Origin of the sequence: Rhizobium sp. Leaf311, assembly GCF_001423445.1 — a bacterium.
Lineage (GTDB): Bacteria > Pseudomonadota > Alphaproteobacteria > Rhizobiales > Rhizobiaceae > Agrobacterium.
In genome coordinates this window covers 70,900-89,454 of sequence record NZ_LMNZ01000009.1, presented here as the reverse complement: position 1 = coordinate 89,454, position 18,555 = coordinate 70,900, and the positions used below count along the sequence as shown (strand labels likewise).

Sequence of the window (18,555 nt, the reverse complement as noted above, 5' to 3'; positions counted from 1 at the left end):
GGGGTTGGGATGCATAAGATGCGACCCAACCCCGCCACTCGATTTTTAACTTCTGTCCGTCAGAGACCGACAAGCACCTTATCCAGCGTAATCGGAAGATCCCTGATACGGATTCCGGTCGCATTATAGACAGCATTGGCAACTGCCGCGCCGACACCGGTGATCCCGATTTCGCCAATACCGCGTGCACCCATGGGAGCCTGGGGGTCAGGCTTGTTGGTGTAGAGGATCTCGATGCTCGGCACATCCATCTGCACAGGCACATGGTAATCGGCGAGCGACGCGTTTACGACGCGACCGGTGCGTTCATCGAAATTGGTTTCCTCTGTCAATGCCAGACCCAGCCCCATGATGATTCCACCCTTGAACTGGCTCGTCGCCATTTTCGCGTTCAAGATCTGCCCTGCATCGAAGGAGCCGAGAAACCTCGAGACGCGAACCTCGCCTGTCACCGTACTGACGCGCACTTCGCAGAATTGTGCGCCATAGGAATGCATGGAGAAGGCCCCCATTTCCGCAGGTGCCGGTCCCTCGGCTTCACATACGAGCTCCTCGCGACCTGCCCTTCGAAGGATAGAACCGTAGCTTTCGAAGCGATCGCCGTCCTCAATATGGCCGATACCGCCGTCTTTGGGTTCGACTTCCGCAAGCGACAGCCCGGCCAAAGGCGAGTCGTTACCCGCAAGCTTGAGGAGTTCCTCCACGAAGACCTCAGTTGCTGCCACGATGGCACCACCTATCGACGCGGTCTGTGTCGAACCTCCAGCGATAATTCCACGCGGCAGACTGCTATCGCCATATTCGAAAGTCACCTGATCAAGAGAAACTCCCAACCTTGCGGCGATATGCTGGGCCTGTGCGGTCGCGGTTCCCATTCCCATGTCGTGAACGGCGGTGGATACGGTGACGTTGCCGTCAGCGGTCATCCTGATACGCGCCGCCGCACCGGGGAAACGGTGATAGGGATATGTCGCCGTCGCACAGCCCATTCCGATCAACCACTCACCTTCGCGCCTCTGTTTCGGGGTGCTGTTCCGCAGGTTCCAGCCAAATTTTTCGGCGCCCTTCTCATAGGCCTCGATGAGATAGCGCGACGAAAACGGCTTTCCGGTCGTCGGATCCTCATTCGGTTCGATCCGCCGACGCAGTTCGATAGGGTCGAGCTCAAGCTTGACCGCCAGTTCGTCCAGCGCGCATTCAAGAGCGAATGTCCCTACGGATTCGCCCGGTGCCCGCATGAAGGTGTTAACGAGCATATCGAGGTCGGCCACATCCTGCGCGATGTGAAACGTCCTGGATGCGTAAAGGTGGCGTGCCGGAAAGGTAAATTGTTCCGGACAGGCATTATGCAACGTCATGGCCGCCGTGCCGGTGTGGATCAGCGCATCAAGCGTGCCATCTGCGCGCGCACCCAGGGCGACCCGCTGCTCGGTTATGGTTCGTCCGCCGATGATGCGAAAGACCCCTTCGCGTGAAAGCATGATGCGGACGGGCCGCCCGGCCAGCCGGGATGCGGCACAGGCCAGAATTTGATGGTCCCAAAGGCATTTACCGCCGAATCCACCACCGACATAAGGCGACGTGATATGTACGTCGGAAGTGTCGATGTCGAAAATATCCGCCAGCTGGCCAGCCGTCAGATCGAGCAATTGCGTGGCATCATGAACACGCAGCTGATCACCGTCCCAGAGCACGGTCGCCGCGTGAAGTTCGATGGCGTTGTGATTATGGCGCGGTGTCCTGTAGACGACATCCACCTTGACATCGGCCTGCGCCAGCGCGGTTTGCGCATCGCCAATCTCCAGCATCGGCGGCTGCCCGAGAATATTATCAAGCTTCCTTGGATGTTTGCGGGCTTCTTCGAAGGAGGTGACAGCCGGCAGAAGCGTGTATTCGGCTTTCACAAGTGAGGCCGCATAATCAGCCTGCTCCTGCGTCTGAGCAAGTACCAGCGCGATGGGTTGTCCATTCCAGTGAATCTCATCGTCCTGCATGACGGGCAGATCACTTGAGCCAGCCGCAGTGGCTGAAGACATCATCAGCGACGGTGCCTTCATGCGCGGTGCGTTCTTGTAGGTCATAACCAGCACAACGCCAGGGGCGGCTTCTGCTGCGGCAACGTCCAGCCTGCTGATGCGACCACGCGCGATGGTGCTGAAAGACAGTGCCGCATAGGCCATTTCGTCATATGGAAATTCTGCGGCGAACTTCGTTTCACCCCGTACCTTCATGGGCCCCTCTATGCGGGAGACGGGCTGACCAAGCGCTCCGTGCTTGCGCAGCATCGGGTCGGCGGTAATCGCTGGCTGCCAACGGCCAGACTTGCTTGTCTCTGTCTGGATTCGGGTCTCGGCACTCATGCCTTCTCTCCCTTCAATTCTTCTAGAACGGCGACGATGGTTCGTTTGACCAGTTCGATCTTGAACATGTTGTCTCTTAAGCCCACGGCATCCGCGAGTTCGGCCTCTGCGGCTGCGCGGAAGTTCTCGGCAGTAGCTTTTTCGCCCTTCAGCCTGCCCTCGAGCGTCAAAGCCCGCCATGGTTTGTGAGCGACGCCACCAAGCGCCACCCTGACATCTCGCACCGTCCCGGCCTCATCTACGTCAAGCATGGCAGCAACGGACACCAGAGCAAAGGCATAGCTGGCGCGGTCCCTGACCTTGCGGTAGACAGCGCGTTGCCCAAATGAATGCGAGGGGATTTCGACCGACGTAATCAGTTCATTCGGCTTCAACTCGGTCTCGATATCTGGCCTGTCCCCGGGCAGACGATGAAGGTCACGCAAGGCCATACGGCGTTGGCCCTCTGGTCCATCCAAAACAACTTCCGCATCAAGAGCCGCAAGCGCCACGCACATATCCGATGGATGCGTGGCAACACAGCTTTGCGATGCACCCAGGATGGCGTGATAGCGATTGAAACCCTCCAGGGCATCGCAGCCCGCTCCAGATTCACGCTTGTTGCAGCGTGCGGCGTTGTCATAAAAATACCGGCAACGCGTCCGCTGCAGAATGTTGCCTCCGACGGTCGCGACGTTACGGATTTGCGCGCTTGCACCAGCCAGGATGGCGCGCGACAGGAGAGGAAACTGCGCCCGCACGATATCATTGGCGGCAAGCGCAGTGTTTTTGACGCCTGCCCCTATCGACAAACGCCCATCCGGGCCTTGCTCTATTGTAGAAGACAGATGCGAGACGTCCACGAGCGTGTCGGGGTGCTCGATCGTTTCACGCATGAGATCAACGAGATTTGTGCCGCCGCCAAGGTATCTCGTAGAGGGACTGGAGTGCTTGAGCGCGATGGCGGAGGCCACATCCGACGCCTGGTGGAAAGAGAAGATATTCATGCCTGGGCCCTCGCTTCGGATGCAGACGAGCTGTCACGCAGGGTTTCGGAAATCGCTTCGACAATGCCGTTATAGGCTCCGCATCGACAGAGATTACCGCTCATCCGCTCACGGATTTCAACGTCGCTGAGTTCTACACTCGCCCCGTTCAAATCGTTCGAAACAGAACTTGGAATATTCCGATCGATCTCACCGGCCATGCCGATGGCCGAGCAAAGCTGGCCGGGTGTGCAGTAACCACATTGAAAACCGTCATGCTCAATGAACGCTTTCTGCAAGGGATGCAGATGGCCATCGCTTGCGAGCCCTTCGACAGTCGTGATGCTCCTACCCTGATATTGAACTGCGAGTGCAAGACAGGAATTGATACGCTCTCCATCGACAAGCACCGTACAGGCACCGCAGGCACCCTGATCGCAACCCTTTTTCGTTCCGGTAAAACCTAGATAGTTTCGCATGAGATCGAGCAGGGAGGTACGGATATCCGCCTCCACTTCGACCGATGCTCCGTTGATCTTGAAATGCATAGGACATCTCCATTATCCGCGCATGAGCGGTGACGTGGCCGTAAGACGTGAGTCTCCACGGGGTGATTGAGATCATTGATGAGGTATTGAAGCCGACGCCTGCCAGGCGTGCGGCGAGCAGGGATGCTAGCTTGCAGACAGAGCAGCCTGGCGACAGGCTGCGATATCAGCAATTACCGACAGTGCGAGAGATCGAGCATCCCTTGCCTTTCCAAACAAGCCGATCGGCGCTTTGATCTTACTGATGACCTCGGGCGCGACGCCGGCATCTCGCAGTCTTTCCGTGCGTTTCTCATGCGTGCGGCTGCTGCCAAGCGCGCCCACATAGAAGGGCGTTTTTGACAGCGCCGCTTCTAGAACCGGCATTTCCAGCTCCAGATCATGCTGCAAAAGCGCGACCGCAGTGTCGTCATCGATCAGGGAGATGTCGAACCCGTCGGGCCCAGCCTGATCCTGTAGAAAAACTTCGTACCCTGCAGCTCTCGCGACACTGGCCGCCATCTCGACTTCGAGGGAGCGACCGGACAGAACGACGCGAACGGCAGGGCGGTAACAGGTGACGAAGGCGTCGTCGCCCCAGCCCGCCTTCTGGTGGGTTTCTCCAACCGACAGACGTTGCCCGCTAGGGTTATAGCTAAGGCGGGCAGCCTTGCGACCCCTGACCATTTCGAGGACTGTTCGCAGCGGAGCCGCATCTTTGAGAACGTGGATGGCGACCGTGATGCCACCACCGCAAGGAAGGACGATATCGAAGAAAGGCGATCCTTCACCGAGCATCATGAACCGGTCATGACCGCTGTTGATTGCCTCCAGCGCCTCGGCAGCAACAGCCGCTTCGGTGCAACCGCCAGAGACATAGCCGCAGTAGAGGCCATTGGCGGCAACGGCCATGTGGGCTCCAAGCGGACGTGACGATCCACCTCGGATTTCGACAAGTGTGCACAAAGCCACCTGCCCACCCTCGTTCCTTATCTGCGATGCAAAGCCCAAAATAGTGAGCGCATCGTCTGTCGAGAAAGCCTTCTTCGGGACGACGGCCTCGGGAGAGCTCTGATTTGCGCTTGGGCGCGAAGGGAACTCGTTCTCGTCCACGTCGTTATGCAGGATAGTGGTGATGGGTCGTATCATGTTTAGCTCCTGCGTTGCGACGCCAGATAAACGCCCAATCCGTTGGACCTTCGGTTAGTTCCACGTCTTCCGGCATTCCCGGGATGAACTTGTGCTTTGTGCATGACAACAACCCCAGAACTGAACTATGAATTGGTTGGCGCCCGAATAAACGGAGGCGCCTCCGTTTAACTTAGCGACTTGCGTTCATTCGTCAAGTCCTTTCGCATGGAGTAATATTCAAGTGTCGAAGGAGCGATCCCTTTCAGCGCCTTCCGAATTGCCAAAACGCGCCGACGCCCGGAAAAACCGGGAAAAGTTGATCGAGATCGCGGCATTGGCATTTTCGGAACAGGGCTCTACCGCGTCGCTTGAAGACATAGCGCGCCGAGCAGGCGTCGGTATTGGCACCCTCTACAGACATTTTCCCACACGCGAACATCTTGTCGAGATGGTCTACAGGCGCGAACTGGAAATTCTCGCAACGGCTGCAACAGAGCTGCTGGCAGAAAAACGGGCTGATCTGGCGCTGGAAGAGTGGATGCATTGTTTCGTCAGCTACATGGCTGCAAAACGCGGCATGGCGAGCAGCCTCAAACTTTTGTTCACATCCAACTCGACACTCTTTACCGAGGGTTCGACCCTGTTGCACCAGACTTTCAACCGTCTGATAACGGCAGCTGTCGAGACCGGCCTGATAAAATCCGACATCATCGCGGATGACGTACTGAATGCACTTTTTGGAATATATTCCATTCCGGAAGGTCCGGATTGGCGTGACCGCGCGGACAGATTGGTGCGCCTTGTGATGGATGGGCTGCGCGCTCCTTCAACAGCGTGACTAACCTTAAAATAGTGCGCTGTTAACCCGAAGGCTGGTTGGACATATTGCAGAACGCTGCTATGTTCTTCTTTTGTTTCCAGCCGGTACCGCAGTTTGCCAACCATGAGCGACATGGTCACCCACTCCAGTCGAAAGATCATTCACGTTGACATGGATGCGTTTTACGCTTCCGTTGAACAGCGTGACAATCCGCAACTGCGTGGCCAGCCTGTTGCAGTTGGCGGCTCGGCGGCGAGAGGCGTGGTTGCAGCGGCGAGCTATGAGGCAAGAGCCTTCGGCGTCCATTCCGCGATGCCCTCCGTAACAGCGAAGCGCAAGTGTCCGCACCTCATTTTCGTCCCCCCTCGTTTTGAAGTCTACCGGCAGGTTTCGCAGCAAATCCGGGCCATATTCGCGGAATACACGCCCCTCATAGAACCACTATCGCTGGATGAAGCCTATCTGGACGTGACCGAAAACCTCAAGGGAATGGAGATCGCCACTGAGATCGCGACGGAAATTCGCGCCAGGATCAAGTCTGTCACAGGGCTCAATGCCTCGGCCGGGATTTCCTACAATAAGTTCCTGGCAAAGATGGCAAGCGATCTGAATAAACCCAATGGTCAGGCTGTCATTACACCGAAGAACGGCCCGGCTTTTGTGGAGGCTCTGCCGGTCAAGAAATTTCACGGCGTAGGACCCGCTACCGCGGAGCGGATGAAGCGTCATGGAATAGAAACCGGGCACGACCTTAAATCGAAAAGCCTTCAGTTCCTGCAGCAGCATTTTGGGAAGTCCGGACCTTATTTTTACGGTATCGCGCGCGGCATCGATGAGAGACAGGTCAAGGCTGACAGGGTTCGTAAATCGGTAGGGGCGGAAGATACGTTCGCACAGGATATTGATGCGCTGGACGCCGCCCAAACTGAACTACGCCCGCTTGCAGAAAAGATCTGGCGTTACTGCGAAGCACACGACATCACCGGCAAGACGGTCACGGTCAAGATCAAATATTCAGACTTCACACAGGCCACACGCAGCAGGACTGTCCCCCAGGGACTATCGAGCATCGAGTTGGTACTCGAGATAGCCGACGCCTTGCTTTCCTCCGTCTATCCCTTCAAGCGTCCCGTACGCCTGCTTGGGGTCACGCTGTCCTCACTCAGTACAGAACAAGCATTCCCCCTGCATCAGTTGGATCTCGGCCTTTGAACCGAAAGCGTCAAAACGAAAAAGCCTGCCGCGGGAGGAGGTGCGGCAGGCTTTCCGAAAAAAACCGAACAACGACTGGGAGGAGGAGTGTCGCTGTTCCGACAGACGACCCTGGGAGGAGGATGGACCGTCTGAATTCGAAGCTTTGCGGGAGGAGGTGCATCGCTTCGATGACATAAACATATCGTTTTTGACCGCCTAATAAATAGATTTCATTGCAGCGCAGATATGCAAATTTCGCATGGCTTAAAATAAGGCTGAGAAAAAGAAAGGCGCCCGCGTTGCCGCAGGCGCCCAGGTAATCAATTTGTAGAGACAATCAGCAATTAGCGGCCAACGGATGCCCGGGCAACGCTGTGAATGTCTGCGCGGCTGATGCCGAGATCCTGCAACTCGCGTGTGCTCATACGGCCCAGTTCGGTTACGGTCTGACGATACTTGCGCCAATTGTTGAAAGAGCGTGCTACGTTCATGATGATCCCCTTTCGTGAGGTATCTTGACGTCAGCTACCGGTCTCGGTCCCAACGTCGTTTCGATGACTGGAATATAGGCCTCCTCCAGCTATTCGATAAGACACAAGGTTTCACAACGGCCATGCAACTGGCGCATGGATGGCGGAGTCGGCTCGTCAAACGACGAAGATCTCATCCGCGCGCTACGAGTTCTGGTGCAACACTGAACGACGCCTCGGTCTTCGCGCGGATTTCCTCCACAGAAACACCTTCAGCCAATTCGATCAGCGTGAGGCTCGGAGGTCCCTGGCGGGCAACCTTAAAAACGCCGAGATCGGTAATGACGAGATCCGTAACCCGGGCGCCGGTGAGAGGAAGATTGCACTCGCTGAGCAATTTCGGCTCGCCCTTAGCCTCGTGCTCCATCACCACGACGACACGCTTGACGCCGGCGACAAGATCCATTGCGCCGCCCATGCCCTTTACCATCTTGCCCGGGATCATCCAGTTCGCGAGGTCGCCGCTCTGCGAGACCTGCATCGCCCCTAGTATCGAAAGGTCGATATGGCCGCCCCGCACCATTGCAAAGCTGTCTGCCGAGGAAAAATAACTCGTCTTCGCAAGTTCGGTAATCGTCTGTTTCCCGGCATTGATGAGATCTGGATCTTCTTCTCCTTCAAAAGGAAAAGGGCCCATGCCAAGCATTCCGTTTTCGCTTTGCAGCGTCACTTCCATTCCATCCGGGATGTAGTTGGCGACAAGGGTGGGAATGCCTATCCCAAGGTTGACGTAAAAGCCGTCCTGCAATTCCTTTGCGGCCCGTGCCGCCATCTGTTCTCGTGTCCAGGCCATCCTACACAGCCTCCTTCTGCGATCTGGGTCTTGTGGTGCGCTGCTCTATCCGCTTTGCCGGGTTTGGCACATGCACCAGTCTCTGAACGAAAATGCCGGGGGTGTGCACGTGATCCGGGTCAATCTCCCCAAGCGGCACCAGATGCTCGATCTCGGCGACAGTCAGCTTTGCCGCCGTTGCCATCACCGGATTGAAGTTGCGGGCTGTTTTCCGGTAAACGAGATTGCCCTCGCTATCGCCCTTATAGGCATGAACGATTGCCAGATCGGCAAACAGACCGGTTTCCATGATGTAATCGCTGTCGCCGAAACGACGGACTTCCTTGCCTTCGGCAATCAAGGTGCCGACGCCGGTTTTGGTAAAAAAGGCAGGAATACCTGCACCACCCGCCCGAATTCTTTCGGCCAGCGTTCCCTGCGGGTTGAATTCAAGCTCAAGCGCGCCGGACAGGAATTGTTCGGCGAACAGCTTGTTTTCTCCCACATAGGACGAAATCATTTTCCTGATCTGTCTCGTTTCCAGCAGGACGCCAAGCCCGTAACCATCAACACCGGCATTGTTGGATATGACTGTCAGGTCTTTCACGCCGGAAAGACGAACGGCTTCTATCAGGCTTGTGGGAATACCGCACAGGCCGAACCCGCCCGACATTATGGTCATGCCGTCTCGCAAGACGTCCGCCAGCGCCTCCGCTGCGGTCGCTTTCAGCTTTCTCATGTCTCCTCCTTCACCCCCGCACGATTTGGCGGAAGAGCAAAAAAGGTAAGCTTGATTCCGCCGCCCGGTTAGCCGTATTTATACTGCAAATTCGGGGGAGACTTCATGAGGGACGAGGCTCAGGATCAACGTTTTGCGCTGGCGGAGATGCCGGTGCCAATGGTCTATGCCACACATCGCATCATCCGAGATTGCAACGAAGAGTTTGCGCGACTGTTCGGCTATCCAAAGCGTGATCTGATCGATCAGAGTTTTGCGCGGCTTTATCCCAAGCACGCCGACTTCGTTCGGACTGGCGCGATGTGGAAGGTCCATCTCGCCGAAGGACAGGTCTATTACGACGAGCGCATTATGACGGCCAGCGATGGCAGGCGCTTCTGGTGCCAGGTTCATGGCCGAACACGCCATCCGGTCGACCCATTTGCGCAGGCACTCTATTGCTTCCAGCCCCTGTCACGACCCTTCGCACAGGATCGACTGCACCTTACCGATCGTCAACAGCAGATCGTCGCTCTTGTATCTCAAGGCAAGACGAACAGGGCAATCGCCGATGAGCTTGGACTTTCAACCAGAACCATAGAGTCGCATCGGTCGCGGCTGATAAAGGCATCCGGCGTAAAAAATACGGCCGAACTCATTGCCCACTTCAACACGGAATGATCGCCCCGCCGCAATCAAGCGACGGTCGGCGCCTGTTTCCTGAGCGCAAAATACTCCCAGCCTGCAACGAGGAGAAGCACACTGACGGCAGAAATCTGCAGAGCGTAGAGCGGCATCCCCTGAAGCAGAAGAAGCACGCATAGAACGGCGATGCCGACAAAATGCGAAACAGGCCTGATGTAGGAAGCGGCAATCTTCACGCCGATATTGCCCGCCAGGAACAGTATCGGCCCACCCACAATGGCGGATGCTTCCCGCAAGGTCGAATGTTCGTAGCTGTGAGAGAGGCTGAAATCCTCTCCGACCGCCGTCAGAATGATCCCGGCGACGATTGGCAGATGCCCGTAACTGAAAAGGTTCTGAGCAATTTTCTCCGGCTCTTCCGTCTCTTCAACTTTCTCGGAGGCCTTTTCCTGCCCATGATGGAAATAGATCCACCACATCAGAACGGTACTTCCAAAGGCTGAACAGAAGACGACGAAGGTCAGGCTGGAATTCATGTAGTCGGTGGCCGTGCGGCCCGTCGTCAGGATGGTTTCGCCAAGACAGATGATGACGAAAAGTGCGCACCGTTCGGCCAGATGCTCGCCGGAAAGGTGAAGTTTCTCATCCTTGCCGGTTTTCAGCCCGGGGAAATAATATTTGGCGATAGGACCAAGATATTCGATACCGATTGCAACGCTCCACAGCGCAATTTGCGCTCCCAGACTGCCCGCCAGCCCACCTGCGACCCAGAAGACGCTGGAAACAGCGAGCCACAGCGCCATCCGCGCAAATGTCAGTGAGTTTTCGTGGTCGACACCTTTGAAGACATAAAGCGCAAACAGGGAGCGCATGATCTGCATCGTGCTGTAGATTACCGCAAAGATGAGGCTTTGGTCCTCAAACGCCTTGGGCAATGCAATGGCGAGCAGAACGCCCGCGAACATTACCGAAAACAGAAACAGGCGCACCAGCCCTGCCTCCGTATTCAGGAGATTGGTGAGCCAGGTTATCTGAACCCAGAGCCACCAGAGCGCCAGAATCAAAAGCCCTGCTTCAAGAAGGGCCGTCGAGCCGAAGTCTTTTGCAAGCGTGTGCGAAAGCTGGATGAGGGCAAAAACGAAAACAAGGTCGAAAAAAAGTTCAGGGAAAGTTGGTTTCCCGGCTTCGGCGTCATCCTGCCGAATAAGACGCCATTTTGGGTTATCCTTACCCGATGCCGCCATATCTTTATTCATACTTTTTGCCTTTTGGATGAGTAGACTGAAATTTATTGTTAAAGCAATTGTTTCGCAGCAAGCTGTCCTCGCGCTTCTCATCGCTTAAGCGCCTGAGCCTGGCACCTTCTCTCTCCTGCGCAAAAGCTTGAGACAGGCAAAGTGCGGAGCTCCAACAGCGGCACCATGGGCAACGCGTTTAACAAACAATCTCCGGAAAGCTGACTGTGTGGCCGAACAACCGAAAAGAGATCGGTTTGGTTCCACGCGCCCCAAGCAGCCAAATACATGGTCCATACTTGCCACAAAACTAAAACATGATTATTGATGTCATAATTTCACGCCGCGCTTTATCGTTTTGGCCAGGTTTCTATTCGAAACTCCTTGGCGGCCCTGCGCGGATCAAACAGCGGAAAGACCAAGGTGACCTATCTCCACTCCATGACATCATCAACCGACGGCATCCGGGCGCTGGCACCTGCCAGATGGCGCGGACTTGATGGGCTGGTCAGCGTGTTCTGGGATGCAGAAGGACATGCGGGAGCAACGGGATACTATCTCTCTCCCGATCCGCGCATCGTCATTTTCTTCAATGACGTCTCTTCCCATATCCGCATGACGAATCTCGAAGGCGGCGACAACTTACAATATCGGCCTATGAAGCGGGCCATTTACGTGCCGGCGGGCGTGCCTCTCTGGACAAGCTTCACATCGTTTCATCGCTTCTCGCATCTCGACATTCACCTTCACAGGGACAGGCTGCTGAAATATCTGACGCCGTCACTCGGCGCGTCATTGGCTCTGTCGGCTCTGCGTCGCCCGGTAGAAATCCAAGACGCTGCAGCCATCGAGACCCTGGCGGGTCTACTGGTCGATGAGGTTTCAAGCCCATCCAGACACGCTGCCTTCGCGGAAAGTCTGGTCGGCAGCATCGTCACCGGCTTGCTGAACCTCGATATGGACAGTCATGAGCTTGAGCCAGCAAATGCGCGTCTCACGCAGGCGCAAATGAATAGGCTGATCGCTGTCGTCAACGAGCGAGCGGATTATCGCATGAGCGTGGGAGAAATGGCGGAAGCGGTAGGGCTTTCGGAAAGTTGGTTTGCCAATGTCTTCAAGCATACGACAGGCAAGACACCGCTCCAATGGCAACTTACGAAACGAATAGGGATTGCCCAGGAGATGCTGGAGCAAAGCGATCTCAGCGTGGCCGCCATTGCAGCGCAACTTGGATTTTCAGATCAGGCCCATTTGACCAAGACCTTCCGGCAAGTCGCAGGTGCCACCCCTGCCGCATGGCGTCGAATGCGGCAGGGGGACTGAGCATATCCCCCGCCGCAAAATGCTTCCCGTGATTTACCAGGTTTGGCGAAGCGTCGCCAGAACTGTCCGTCCAGGGTTGTAATAGACCCCGCCGCTGTCCTGGCTTGCAACATGCTTTTCATCAAACAGGTTGCTGGCGTTAAGTTGCAGCATCGTGTTTTCCTTGATCTTGTAGGTGAATGCCGCATCGAACACGACAGCACTTTCCGATGCAATCGAATTCTGGAGATTGGTGAAGTACTTGCCTGAGTAACGGGCCCCAAGACCGAACGTCATATCGCCGCGCGCGCCTTCTCCCTCCAGAGTATATGTCGCCCAGACGGAAGCCAGGTGCTTGGGAACGCGCATCAAACGGTTTCCGTCATTGGCGCCACCCGGTTCCTCGATCTTGCTGTCGATATAGCTGTAAGCCGCCACCAGATTGATATTGTTCGTCAGTTCCGCCTTCGCTTCCAGTTCGAAGCCGCGATGACGAACCTTTTCGACAGACGCAGGCAAATAGGTCACGCTGTCATAGACGGTGATATTTCCCTTGGTGAGGTCATAGACGGAAGCGGTAATCAGAGCCGGAAACGCCTCCGGCTGGTATTTCACACCAACCTCATACTGCTTGCCGGTCGTCGGTTCCGTGCCGGTACCGGGAGGTGCAGCGGACTCCGCATAGCTTGCATAGGTTGCCCATTCATCGGTCAGCTTGTAGCTCAGGCCAAACCGAGCAGTGAATTCGGAATGGTTGGCAGATCCAGAACTGCTGGTGACAAGGTTACCGCTGCTGTTGGCCGCCAGATTGGTTTCGCTCAGATCGAACCAGTCGTTGCGCATTCCGACACTAGCGGTCAAACGGTCCGAGAACGTCAAATCCTGCTGCAAATAGATGCTTTTGTTATTCTGGTCCGCAAGAGTTCCGGAATTTGGGGCCGTTGAAGCCGGGCCACCGGAATAGACAGGATTGACCCAGTTTATGGGAGGTGCGCTCGGATCATACAGGGTATAGGTCTGCGACTTGAACTTGTTGTACTCGATACCGGCAAGCGTGCGGCTTTCGACATTGTCAAAATTCGCTTCGTAGATCAGGTTGGCATCGATGATGAACTGTTCCGACCCCTTGTCGCTTCCGAAGAAGTAACGATTAGCGAGGTTGGAGCCGTTCGTCGATGTGCTCGAAAGATAGGCGCTTCCGAACCCATCATCGGACTTGCTATACCGCGCCTTGGATCCAAAGCTCAGACCATTGCCGAAATCATGGTCGAACATCAGGCTGTATGTGTTGCGGTTGGTGTTCTTGAAATAATAGTCGGGCTCACCGAAAAACGCGTCTCTGTCGAAGTCCGTACCCAGCGGCTGGCCGCCACTGCCAGGCACTCCGTCGCGGTTCAGGTGGTCAAAGACGAAGGACAGTTTTGTGACATCCGTCGGGCGCCATGTCAGGCCACCCATGATGAATTTCTCATTGTCTTTCGAATAGTCATATTCCGCGTTTGCATCCTGCAGGCGCCCGGTCAGGCGATAGGACAGCGTGTCATCTTCGGTAATGTTATCGCCAAAATCCAGTCCGACTTCCTTGTGCGCGTAAGAGCCACCGGTGACATAGGCCTCACCGAACCGTTCGCTTTTGGGCAGCTTGGTAACGTAGTTGACCGATCCACCCGGCTCCGCCGCGCCGAATGAAGACGAGCTTGCGCCTTTGAGGACCTCAATACGCTCGAAGGCGTAGGGTTCTTCACGAATGCCCGCAAAGGTGCGGCCAATGGAAAGGCCGTCGCGGTATGTGTAAGGCGTAAAGCCTCTGATATCGAAGTAGTCGTAGCGATCATCCGAGCCATAGAAATCGGTCACGACACCCGCCGTGTATTGCACGACCTGCTCAACGCTGTTCGCAGCGCGTTCCTTGATTTCCTTGGCGGTGATGACGGAAACAGACGCGGGTGTCGTTAGCACCTCACCCGGCATTTTTCCGGCACCGGTTGTCTTGCGGGCTACGATCGAATTGTCGTCATCATCGCCGCCGCCACCCTGGACGGTGATCTTTTCGAGTACGGTGGAGCCGCCCTGCGTTGCTGCGTCCTGGGCAACAAGCCGAGACGGAGAAAATGCGGCGAGAGCCGTGCATCCCAACAAAACAGCCTTGAAATATCGGCTTTTGCGCGCGCCCGTCGTGTCAAATATCATGATCGAAATCCAGAATAGTGTTGCTGACCCTTGGCAGGCCAACACATGCGGCTGCCCCTCGTCAGCGCTGATAACTTGAGTACGATCATCCGGTATTGTAATTTTCTGCGGTTTTGTAAAAAACCACGGAAACTTCATTCCCCTCTACCGGTGCGTCGAACAACAGTCTTGACCTCAAGCTATGAAGCTGAGACTTGAAGTCAACTTTAATATGAAGAAAGTCTGGCTGATGTTGCGACGCCTCCGCGCAATTGCGTCCCTGTTTGGAGCAATCTTGTTTCTGTCTGCCGGAATTCCAGCATGGTCAGCCGACGGCGCAGTCTATCCGCTAACGATAAGACATGCTTTTGGAACGACAACGCTTGAGAAAAAGCCGGAGCGCATTGCCACTGTCTCCTGGGCAAATCATGAAGTTCCGCTCGCTCTGGGGATCGTACCCGTCGGTTTTGCCGCCGCCAATTTCGGCGATGATGACGGCGATGGCCTTCTTCCATGGGTCGCGGAGAAGCTGAAATCGCTTGGTGCCAAGACACCCGTCCTCTTCGATGAGGGTGACGGCATCGATTTTGAAGCGGTTGCCGGAACGCAGCCGGATGTCATCCTTGCGGCATATTCAGGGCTGAGCCAATCGGACTACGACACGCTGAGCCAGATTGCCCCGGTTATCGCCTACCCGGAATCAGCCTGGTCGACAGATTGGCGCGAGATGATCCGCATCAACAGTGCCGGCATGGGAATGGCGGCTGAGGGCGAGGCCTTGATCAAGCATACCGAAGCCGAAATCGCGGACGTGGTTGCCGATGTGCCTCAACTCAAGGGCAAATCGGCTATGTTTGTAACCCATCTCGACAGCGGCAATCTCAGCACGGTCAACTTCTACACGGCCAATGATACGCGGGTGAAATTCTTTACCGATCTGGGTCTAGGTTCCCCCAAAAGCGTCAGGGACGCAACGAGGCCCGGCCAGTTTTCGTCCAGCGTCAGTGCTGAACGTGTGGATACATTCGACGATGTCGATATCCTCGTAACCTATGGTGGACAGGCGCTGTTGGACGCGGTCAAGGCAGATCCGCTGCTGTCGCGAATGCCCGCTGTCGAGCACGGCTCGATTGTCATGCTGGGACGAAACCCGCTGGGTACCGCGGCCAACCCCACCCCGCTGTCGATTTCCTGGGTCCTGAAGGATTATGTAAAGCTGCTGGCAGATGCTGTCGCGAAAGCGGATGGAAAGCCGAAATGACTGGCAGCTTTGTCAAGTCGCGCAGGTCGAATGTTGTCTTGAAGCGATCAAACGGCGTCAGGTCGATCTGGCTTGGGGTCCTGGTGTCTGCTCTCGCCATTCAATGCCTTCTCTCCGTTGCCATCGGCACCCGTGATGTCGCATGGGCGGATATCGTCTCGGCCTTGAATGGACAGGTCGAAAACATCGGACAGGCGGCGGTGGCGGTGCGCATTCCGAGGACAGTGCTTGCCCTCATCGCAGGGGCGGCATTGGCGCTTTCGGGTGCCATCATGCAGGGTGTAACGCGCAATCCTCTTGCCGACCCGGGGATACTTGGGGTCAACATGGGAGCATCGCTTGCGGTTGTCATCGGCGTCGCCTGGTTCAATATGGCGTCAAGTAACGCCTTCATCTGGACGGCAATTGCAGGCGCGGGTGCCGCCGCGATTTTCGTCTATACCATCGGGTCGCTTGGCCGCGGTGGAGCAACACCTCTTAAGCTCGCGCTTGCTGGTGCTGCGACATCCGTTGCCTTTTCTTCTCTGGTCATTGCGGTCGTTCTGCCTCGCAACGATATCGCGGGCGGTGTTCGTTCATGGCAGATAGGCGGTGTAGGCGGTGCAACCTTCGACCGCATTTCCCACATCCTGCCGTTTCTGGCCGTCGGCTTCCTGATCAGCCTGCTATCAGCCAGAAAGCTGAATTCACTTGCACTGGGCGATGAACTTGCGGCTGGCCTTGGTGAGCGCGTTGCTGTCGCCCGTGCCGTCTCAGCGCTCGGCGCAATCATGCTCTGTGGTGCAACAACCGCAGTCTGTGGGCCAATCGGCTTTTTGGGACTTGTCGTACCACATCTCTGTCGCCTCCTCGTCGGTGTGGACCATCGCTGGCTGTTGCCCTTTTCGGCTTTGGGCGGCGCCTTCCTTTTGCTCACCGCAGATATCGTCGGGCGCATCGCGGCCCGCCCGGGCGAACTGGACGTCGGCATCGTCACCGCCCTCATCGGCGCCCCCTTCTTCATCTGGGTCGTGAGACGCCAGCGCGTGCGTGACCTATGACGGCGCGAACGACAATCACAGGTCTGATCGTCGCACAACGCACAAGACATGCGCGACGACGCGCGGCGGTCATTGCGCTGCTGGCAGCGTTGCTCACCACCATTTTTTCGCTAACGCTCATTCTCGGCCAGTCCTTCACCCCGCCCACTGAGGTCCTCAGAGTTCTATTGGGGGAAAATGTCGCGGGCGCGAGCTTTACGGTCGGCCAGTTGCGGTTGCCGCGGGCCTTGCTTTCCGTCCTTGCTGGATTGAGCTTCGGCATGGGCGGCGTGGCTTTCCAGATCATGCTTCGAAACCCTTTGGCCAGCCCTGACATTATCGGCATCAGTTCCGGGGCAAGTGCTGCAGCAGTCTTTGCAATTGTCGTTCTATCGCTGAAAGGACCGATCGTTTCGGTCTTCGCGGTCGTGGCCGGGCTTGGTGTTGCACTTACGGTCTACGGCCTTTCCTCTCGCAATGGTGTGGCCGGGACACGCCTCATTCTTGTCGGCATCGGTGTTTCCGCCATGCTGGAAAGTATCATCGCCTATATTCTTTCAACAGCGCCCGCATGGAACCTCCAAGAAGCAATGCGCTGGCTGACGGGCAGCGTCAACGGCGCGCAGCTTTCACAGGCTGCTCCGCTCCTGCTCTCACTTGTCATTTTCGGTGGCCTTCTTCTTAGCCGCCAGCGCGATCTAGAGGCCCTGAGGCTGGGGGACGAGATGGCAGCTGCCCTGGGGGTGCGTGTCGGGACGACACGAATTCTCGTCATCGTGGCCGCCGTCGGGATGATCGCTTTCGCAACGGCCGTGACAGGACCAATTGCATTCGTTGCCTTTCTTTCGGGCCCCATCGCTGCCCGCATCGTCGGGCCGGGAAGCTCGCCGCTCATTCCCGCCGGACTGGTCGGCGCAGTGCTTGTTCTGGCTGGAGACTACGCCGGGCAGTTCCTGCTTTTCAGCCGCTACCCCGTCGGCGTTGTGACCGGGGCGCTCGGAGCACCCTATCTTATTTTCCTGATCATCCGCGCCAATAGATCCGGAGGCTCGCTTTGACTGCCCATTCTCTCAATGCCTGCGGTCTTTCTGCTGGTTACGGCGACACGATCATTCTGGATGGTCTGGATTTTTCCGTCTCGCCCGGGAAGATCACCGTCATCGTCGGCGCCAATGCCTGCGGCAAGTCAACACTTCTGCGCACAATGTCTCGCCTCATGTCGCCGCGCAGCGGTCATGTCTTGCTTGACGGAAAATCCATTCACAGCACCTCTCCCCGCAAACTTGCCCAGACGTTAGGACTGCTTCCACAATCGCCCGTTGCTCCAGAAGGCATAACCGTGGCTGACCTCGTCAGCCGAGGCCGCCACCCTCACCAGGGGCTTCTGTCTCGCTGGACAAACAAGGATGACGACGCCGTTGCTGCAGCGCTTGAGGCAACCGGGACATTCGATCTGGCGGAACGGTCTGTCGACGAACTTTCCGGCGGGCAGAGGCAACGTGTTTGGATAGCCATGGCCCTTGCCCAGGAAACCGACATCCTGTTGCTCGACGAGCCGACAACATTTCTGGATATCAATCATCAGGTGGAGGTTCTCGATCTCCTGACCGACCTCAACCAGGCCCGCGCGACGACAATCGTCATGGTTCTGCACGATCTCAATCTCGCCTCGCGCTATGCCGATCAACTCGTTGCTATGGCGAATGGACGTGTGCACAGCATCGGCACACCTGAAGAGGTCCTGACCGAAAACACCGTCCGAGATGTTTTTGGAATAGAAAGCCGCGTCATAGTCGACCCCACCTCCAACCGTCCAATGATGCTGCCGATTGGTCGTCACCGGATGAGCTCCGTGCCGGCCAGCGCAAGGGACTGAAATGGCAGCAGGCGTTTAATGTGAACGCTTC

Annotated in this window: 17 protein-coding genes; 8 read left to right on the top strand and 9 right to left on the bottom strand. The window is 56.5% G+C overall.

What is annotated here, in order from left to right:
- Positions 1–59: 59 nt before the first annotated feature.
- The 4 genes from ASF69_RS14270 to ASF69_RS14255 form a co-directional block, all read right to left on the bottom strand.
- On the bottom strand, positions 60–2,285 hold the full coding sequence (locus ASF69_RS14270) for a xanthine dehydrogenase family protein molybdopterin-binding subunit (RefSeq protein ID WP_244475484.1): 2,226 nt from the start codon (positions 2,283–2,285) through the stop codon (positions 60–62).
- 71 nt (positions 2,286–2,356) lie between these two features.
- Positions 2,357–3,346, bottom strand: coding sequence for a xanthine dehydrogenase family protein subunit M (locus ASF69_RS14265; protein ID WP_062588587.1), 990 nt, complete (start codon positions 3,344–3,346; stop codon positions 2,357–2,359).
- On the bottom strand, positions 3,343–3,873 hold the full coding sequence (locus ASF69_RS14260) for a 2Fe-2S iron-sulfur cluster-binding protein (RefSeq protein ID WP_062588586.1): 531 nt from the start codon (positions 3,871–3,873) through the stop codon (positions 3,343–3,345). Before ASF69_RS14260 ends, ASF69_RS14265 begins: the two co-directional genes overlap by 4 nt.
- Before the next feature lie 126 nt (positions 3,874–3,999).
- Positions 4,000–5,001 carry an XdhC family protein gene (locus ASF69_RS14255; RefSeq protein WP_082469738.1) on the bottom strand — a complete coding sequence of 334 codons (1,002 nt, stop codon included), beginning with the start codon at positions 4,999–5,001 and terminating at the stop codon, positions 4,000–4,002.
- A 223-nt stretch (positions 5,002–5,224) separates the two neighbouring features.
- On the opposite strand from ASF69_RS14255, the gene ASF69_RS14250 reads away from it, so the two are divergent.
- Positions 5,225–5,821, top strand: a complete 597-nt coding sequence (locus ASF69_RS14250) for a TetR/AcrR family transcriptional regulator (RefSeq protein ID WP_062588585.1) — start codon at positions 5,225–5,227, stop codon at positions 5,819–5,821.
- 114 nt (positions 5,822–5,935) lie between these two features.
- A complete protein-coding gene (gene dinB, locus ASF69_RS14245; RefSeq protein WP_062588780.1) occupies positions 5,936–7,015 on the top strand; it encodes a DNA polymerase IV in 1,080 nt (359 codons plus the stop codon).
- A gap of 326 nt (positions 7,016–7,341) precedes the next feature.
- Here dinB and ASF69_RS22770 read toward each other — a convergent pair whose 3' ends face one another.
- The 3 genes from ASF69_RS22770 to ASF69_RS14235 all read right to left on the bottom strand — a co-directional run bounded on the left by ASF69_RS22770 (position 7,342) and on the right by ASF69_RS14235 (position 9,038).
- Positions 7,342–7,488 carry a DUF1127 domain-containing protein gene (locus ASF69_RS22770; RefSeq protein ID WP_082469737.1) on the bottom strand — a complete coding sequence of 49 codons (147 nt, stop codon included), beginning with the start codon at positions 7,486–7,488 and terminating at the stop codon, positions 7,342–7,344.
- Positions 7,489–7,660: 172 nt separating this feature from the next.
- Positions 7,661–8,320, bottom strand: coding sequence for a 3-oxoacid CoA-transferase subunit B (locus tag ASF69_RS14240; protein ID WP_062588584.1), 660 nt, complete (start codon positions 8,318–8,320; stop codon positions 7,661–7,663).
- A gap of 1 nt (position 8,321) precedes the next feature.
- Complete coding sequence (locus ASF69_RS14235; protein WP_062588581.1) at positions 8,322–9,038, bottom strand: CoA transferase subunit A; 717 nt, start codon at positions 9,036–9,038, stop codon at positions 8,322–8,324.
- A gap of 105 nt (positions 9,039–9,143) precedes the next feature.
- Between ASF69_RS14235 and ASF69_RS14230 the strand changes: the two genes are divergently transcribed.
- Positions 9,144–9,698 (top strand): PAS and helix-turn-helix domain-containing protein, encoded by a 555-nt coding sequence (locus ASF69_RS14230; protein WP_062588579.1) that lies wholly within the window; start codon positions 9,144–9,146, stop codon positions 9,696–9,698.
- A gap of 14 nt (positions 9,699–9,712) precedes the next feature.
- Here ASF69_RS14230 and ASF69_RS14225 read toward each other — a convergent pair whose 3' ends face one another.
- The gene (locus ASF69_RS14225; RefSeq protein ID WP_062588577.1) at positions 9,713–10,918 is read right to left on the bottom strand and encodes a low temperature requirement protein A; all 1,206 of its coding nucleotides are present in this window, start codon (positions 10,916–10,918) and stop codon (positions 9,713–9,715) included.
- 402 nt (positions 10,919–11,320) lie between these two features.
- Between ASF69_RS14225 and ASF69_RS14220 the strand changes: the two genes are divergently transcribed.
- Complete coding sequence (locus ASF69_RS14220; RefSeq protein WP_200939094.1) at positions 11,321–12,220, top strand: AraC family transcriptional regulator; 900 nt, start codon at positions 11,321–11,323, stop codon at positions 12,218–12,220.
- Positions 12,221–12,253: 33 nt separating this feature from the next.
- Here the strand turns inward: ASF69_RS14220 and ASF69_RS14215 are convergent, their stop codons facing one another.
- Positions 12,254–14,389, bottom strand: a complete 2,136-nt coding sequence (locus ASF69_RS14215; protein ID WP_062588575.1) for a TonB-dependent siderophore receptor — start codon at positions 14,387–14,389, stop codon at positions 12,254–12,256.
- A gap of 229 nt (positions 14,390–14,618) precedes the next feature.
- Between ASF69_RS14215 and ASF69_RS14210 the strand changes: the two genes are divergently transcribed.
- From ASF69_RS14210 to ASF69_RS14195, 4 genes are read left to right on the top strand one after another with little or no spacing between them, the layout of a single operon-like run.
- Complete coding sequence (locus ASF69_RS14210; protein WP_062588778.1) at positions 14,619–15,629, top strand: iron-siderophore ABC transporter substrate-binding protein; 1,011 nt, start codon at positions 14,619–14,621, stop codon at positions 15,627–15,629.
- Positions 15,626–16,669, top strand: a complete 1,044-nt coding sequence (locus tag ASF69_RS14205; protein WP_062588572.1) for an iron ABC transporter permease — start codon at positions 15,626–15,628, stop codon at positions 16,667–16,669. The genes ASF69_RS14210 and ASF69_RS14205 overlap by 4 nt, the downstream gene beginning before the upstream one ends.
- Positions 16,666–17,706 carry an iron ABC transporter permease gene (locus ASF69_RS14200; protein ID WP_062588571.1) on the top strand — a complete coding sequence of 347 codons (1,041 nt, stop codon included), beginning with the start codon at positions 16,666–16,668 and terminating at the stop codon, positions 17,704–17,706. Before ASF69_RS14205 ends, ASF69_RS14200 begins: the two co-directional genes overlap by 4 nt.
- Positions 17,703–18,524 (top strand): ABC transporter ATP-binding protein, encoded by an 822-nt coding sequence (locus ASF69_RS14195; RefSeq protein ID WP_062588569.1) that lies wholly within the window; start codon positions 17,703–17,705, stop codon positions 18,522–18,524. Before ASF69_RS14200 ends, ASF69_RS14195 begins: the two co-directional genes overlap by 4 nt.
- The last annotated feature ends 31 nt before the right edge of the window (positions 18,525–18,555 follow it).

What these genes read in the sequence shown, in the direction of transcription:
- ASF69_RS14270 (WP_244475484.1), bottom strand. Translation starts at nt 2,285, where the DNA reads ATGCTGCGCAAGCACGGAGCGCTTGGTCAGCCCGTCTCCCGCATAGAG.
- ASF69_RS14265 (WP_062588587.1), bottom strand. Translation starts at nt 3,346, where the DNA reads ATGAATATCTTCTCTTTCCACCAGGCGTCGGATGTGGCCTCCGCCATC.
- ASF69_RS14260 (WP_062588586.1), bottom strand. Translation starts at nt 3,873, where the DNA reads ATGCATTTCAAGATCAACGGAGCATCGGTCGAAGTGGAGGCGGATATC.
- ASF69_RS14255 (WP_082469738.1), bottom strand. Translation starts at nt 5,001, where the DNA reads ATGATACGACCCATCACCACTATCCTGCATAACGACGTGGACGAGAAC.
- dinB (WP_062588780.1), top strand. Translation starts at nt 5,936, where the DNA reads ATGGTCACCCACTCCAGTCGAAAGATCATTCACGTTGACATGGATGCG.
- ASF69_RS22770 (WP_082469737.1), bottom strand. Translation starts at nt 7,488, where the DNA reads ATGAACGTAGCACGCTCTTTCAACAATTGGCGCAAGTATCGTCAGACC.
- ASF69_RS14240 (WP_062588584.1), bottom strand. Translation starts at nt 8,320, where the DNA reads ATGGCCTGGACACGAGAACAGATGGCGGCACGGGCCGCAAAGGAATTG.
- ASF69_RS14235 (WP_062588581.1), bottom strand. Translation starts at nt 9,038, where the DNA reads ATGAGAAAGCTGAAAGCGACCGCAGCGGAGGCGCTGGCGGACGTCTTG.
- ASF69_RS14230 (WP_062588579.1), top strand. Translation starts at nt 9,144, where the DNA reads ATGAGGGACGAGGCTCAGGATCAACGTTTTGCGCTGGCGGAGATGCCG.
- ASF69_RS14225 (WP_062588577.1), bottom strand. Translation starts at nt 10,918, where the DNA reads ATGAATAAAGATATGGCGGCATCGGGTAAGGATAACCCAAAATGGCGT.
- ASF69_RS14215 (WP_062588575.1), bottom strand. Translation starts at nt 14,389, where the DNA reads ATGATATTTGACACGACGGGCGCGCGCAAAAGCCGATATTTCAAGGCT.
- ASF69_RS14210 (WP_062588778.1), top strand. Translation starts at nt 14,619, where the DNA reads ATGTTGCGACGCCTCCGCGCAATTGCGTCCCTGTTTGGAGCAATCTTG.
- ASF69_RS14205 (WP_062588572.1), top strand. Translation starts at nt 15,626, where the DNA reads ATGACTGGCAGCTTTGTCAAGTCGCGCAGGTCGAATGTTGTCTTGAAG.
- ASF69_RS14200 (WP_062588571.1), top strand. Translation starts at nt 16,666, where the DNA reads ATGACGGCGCGAACGACAATCACAGGTCTGATCGTCGCACAACGCACA.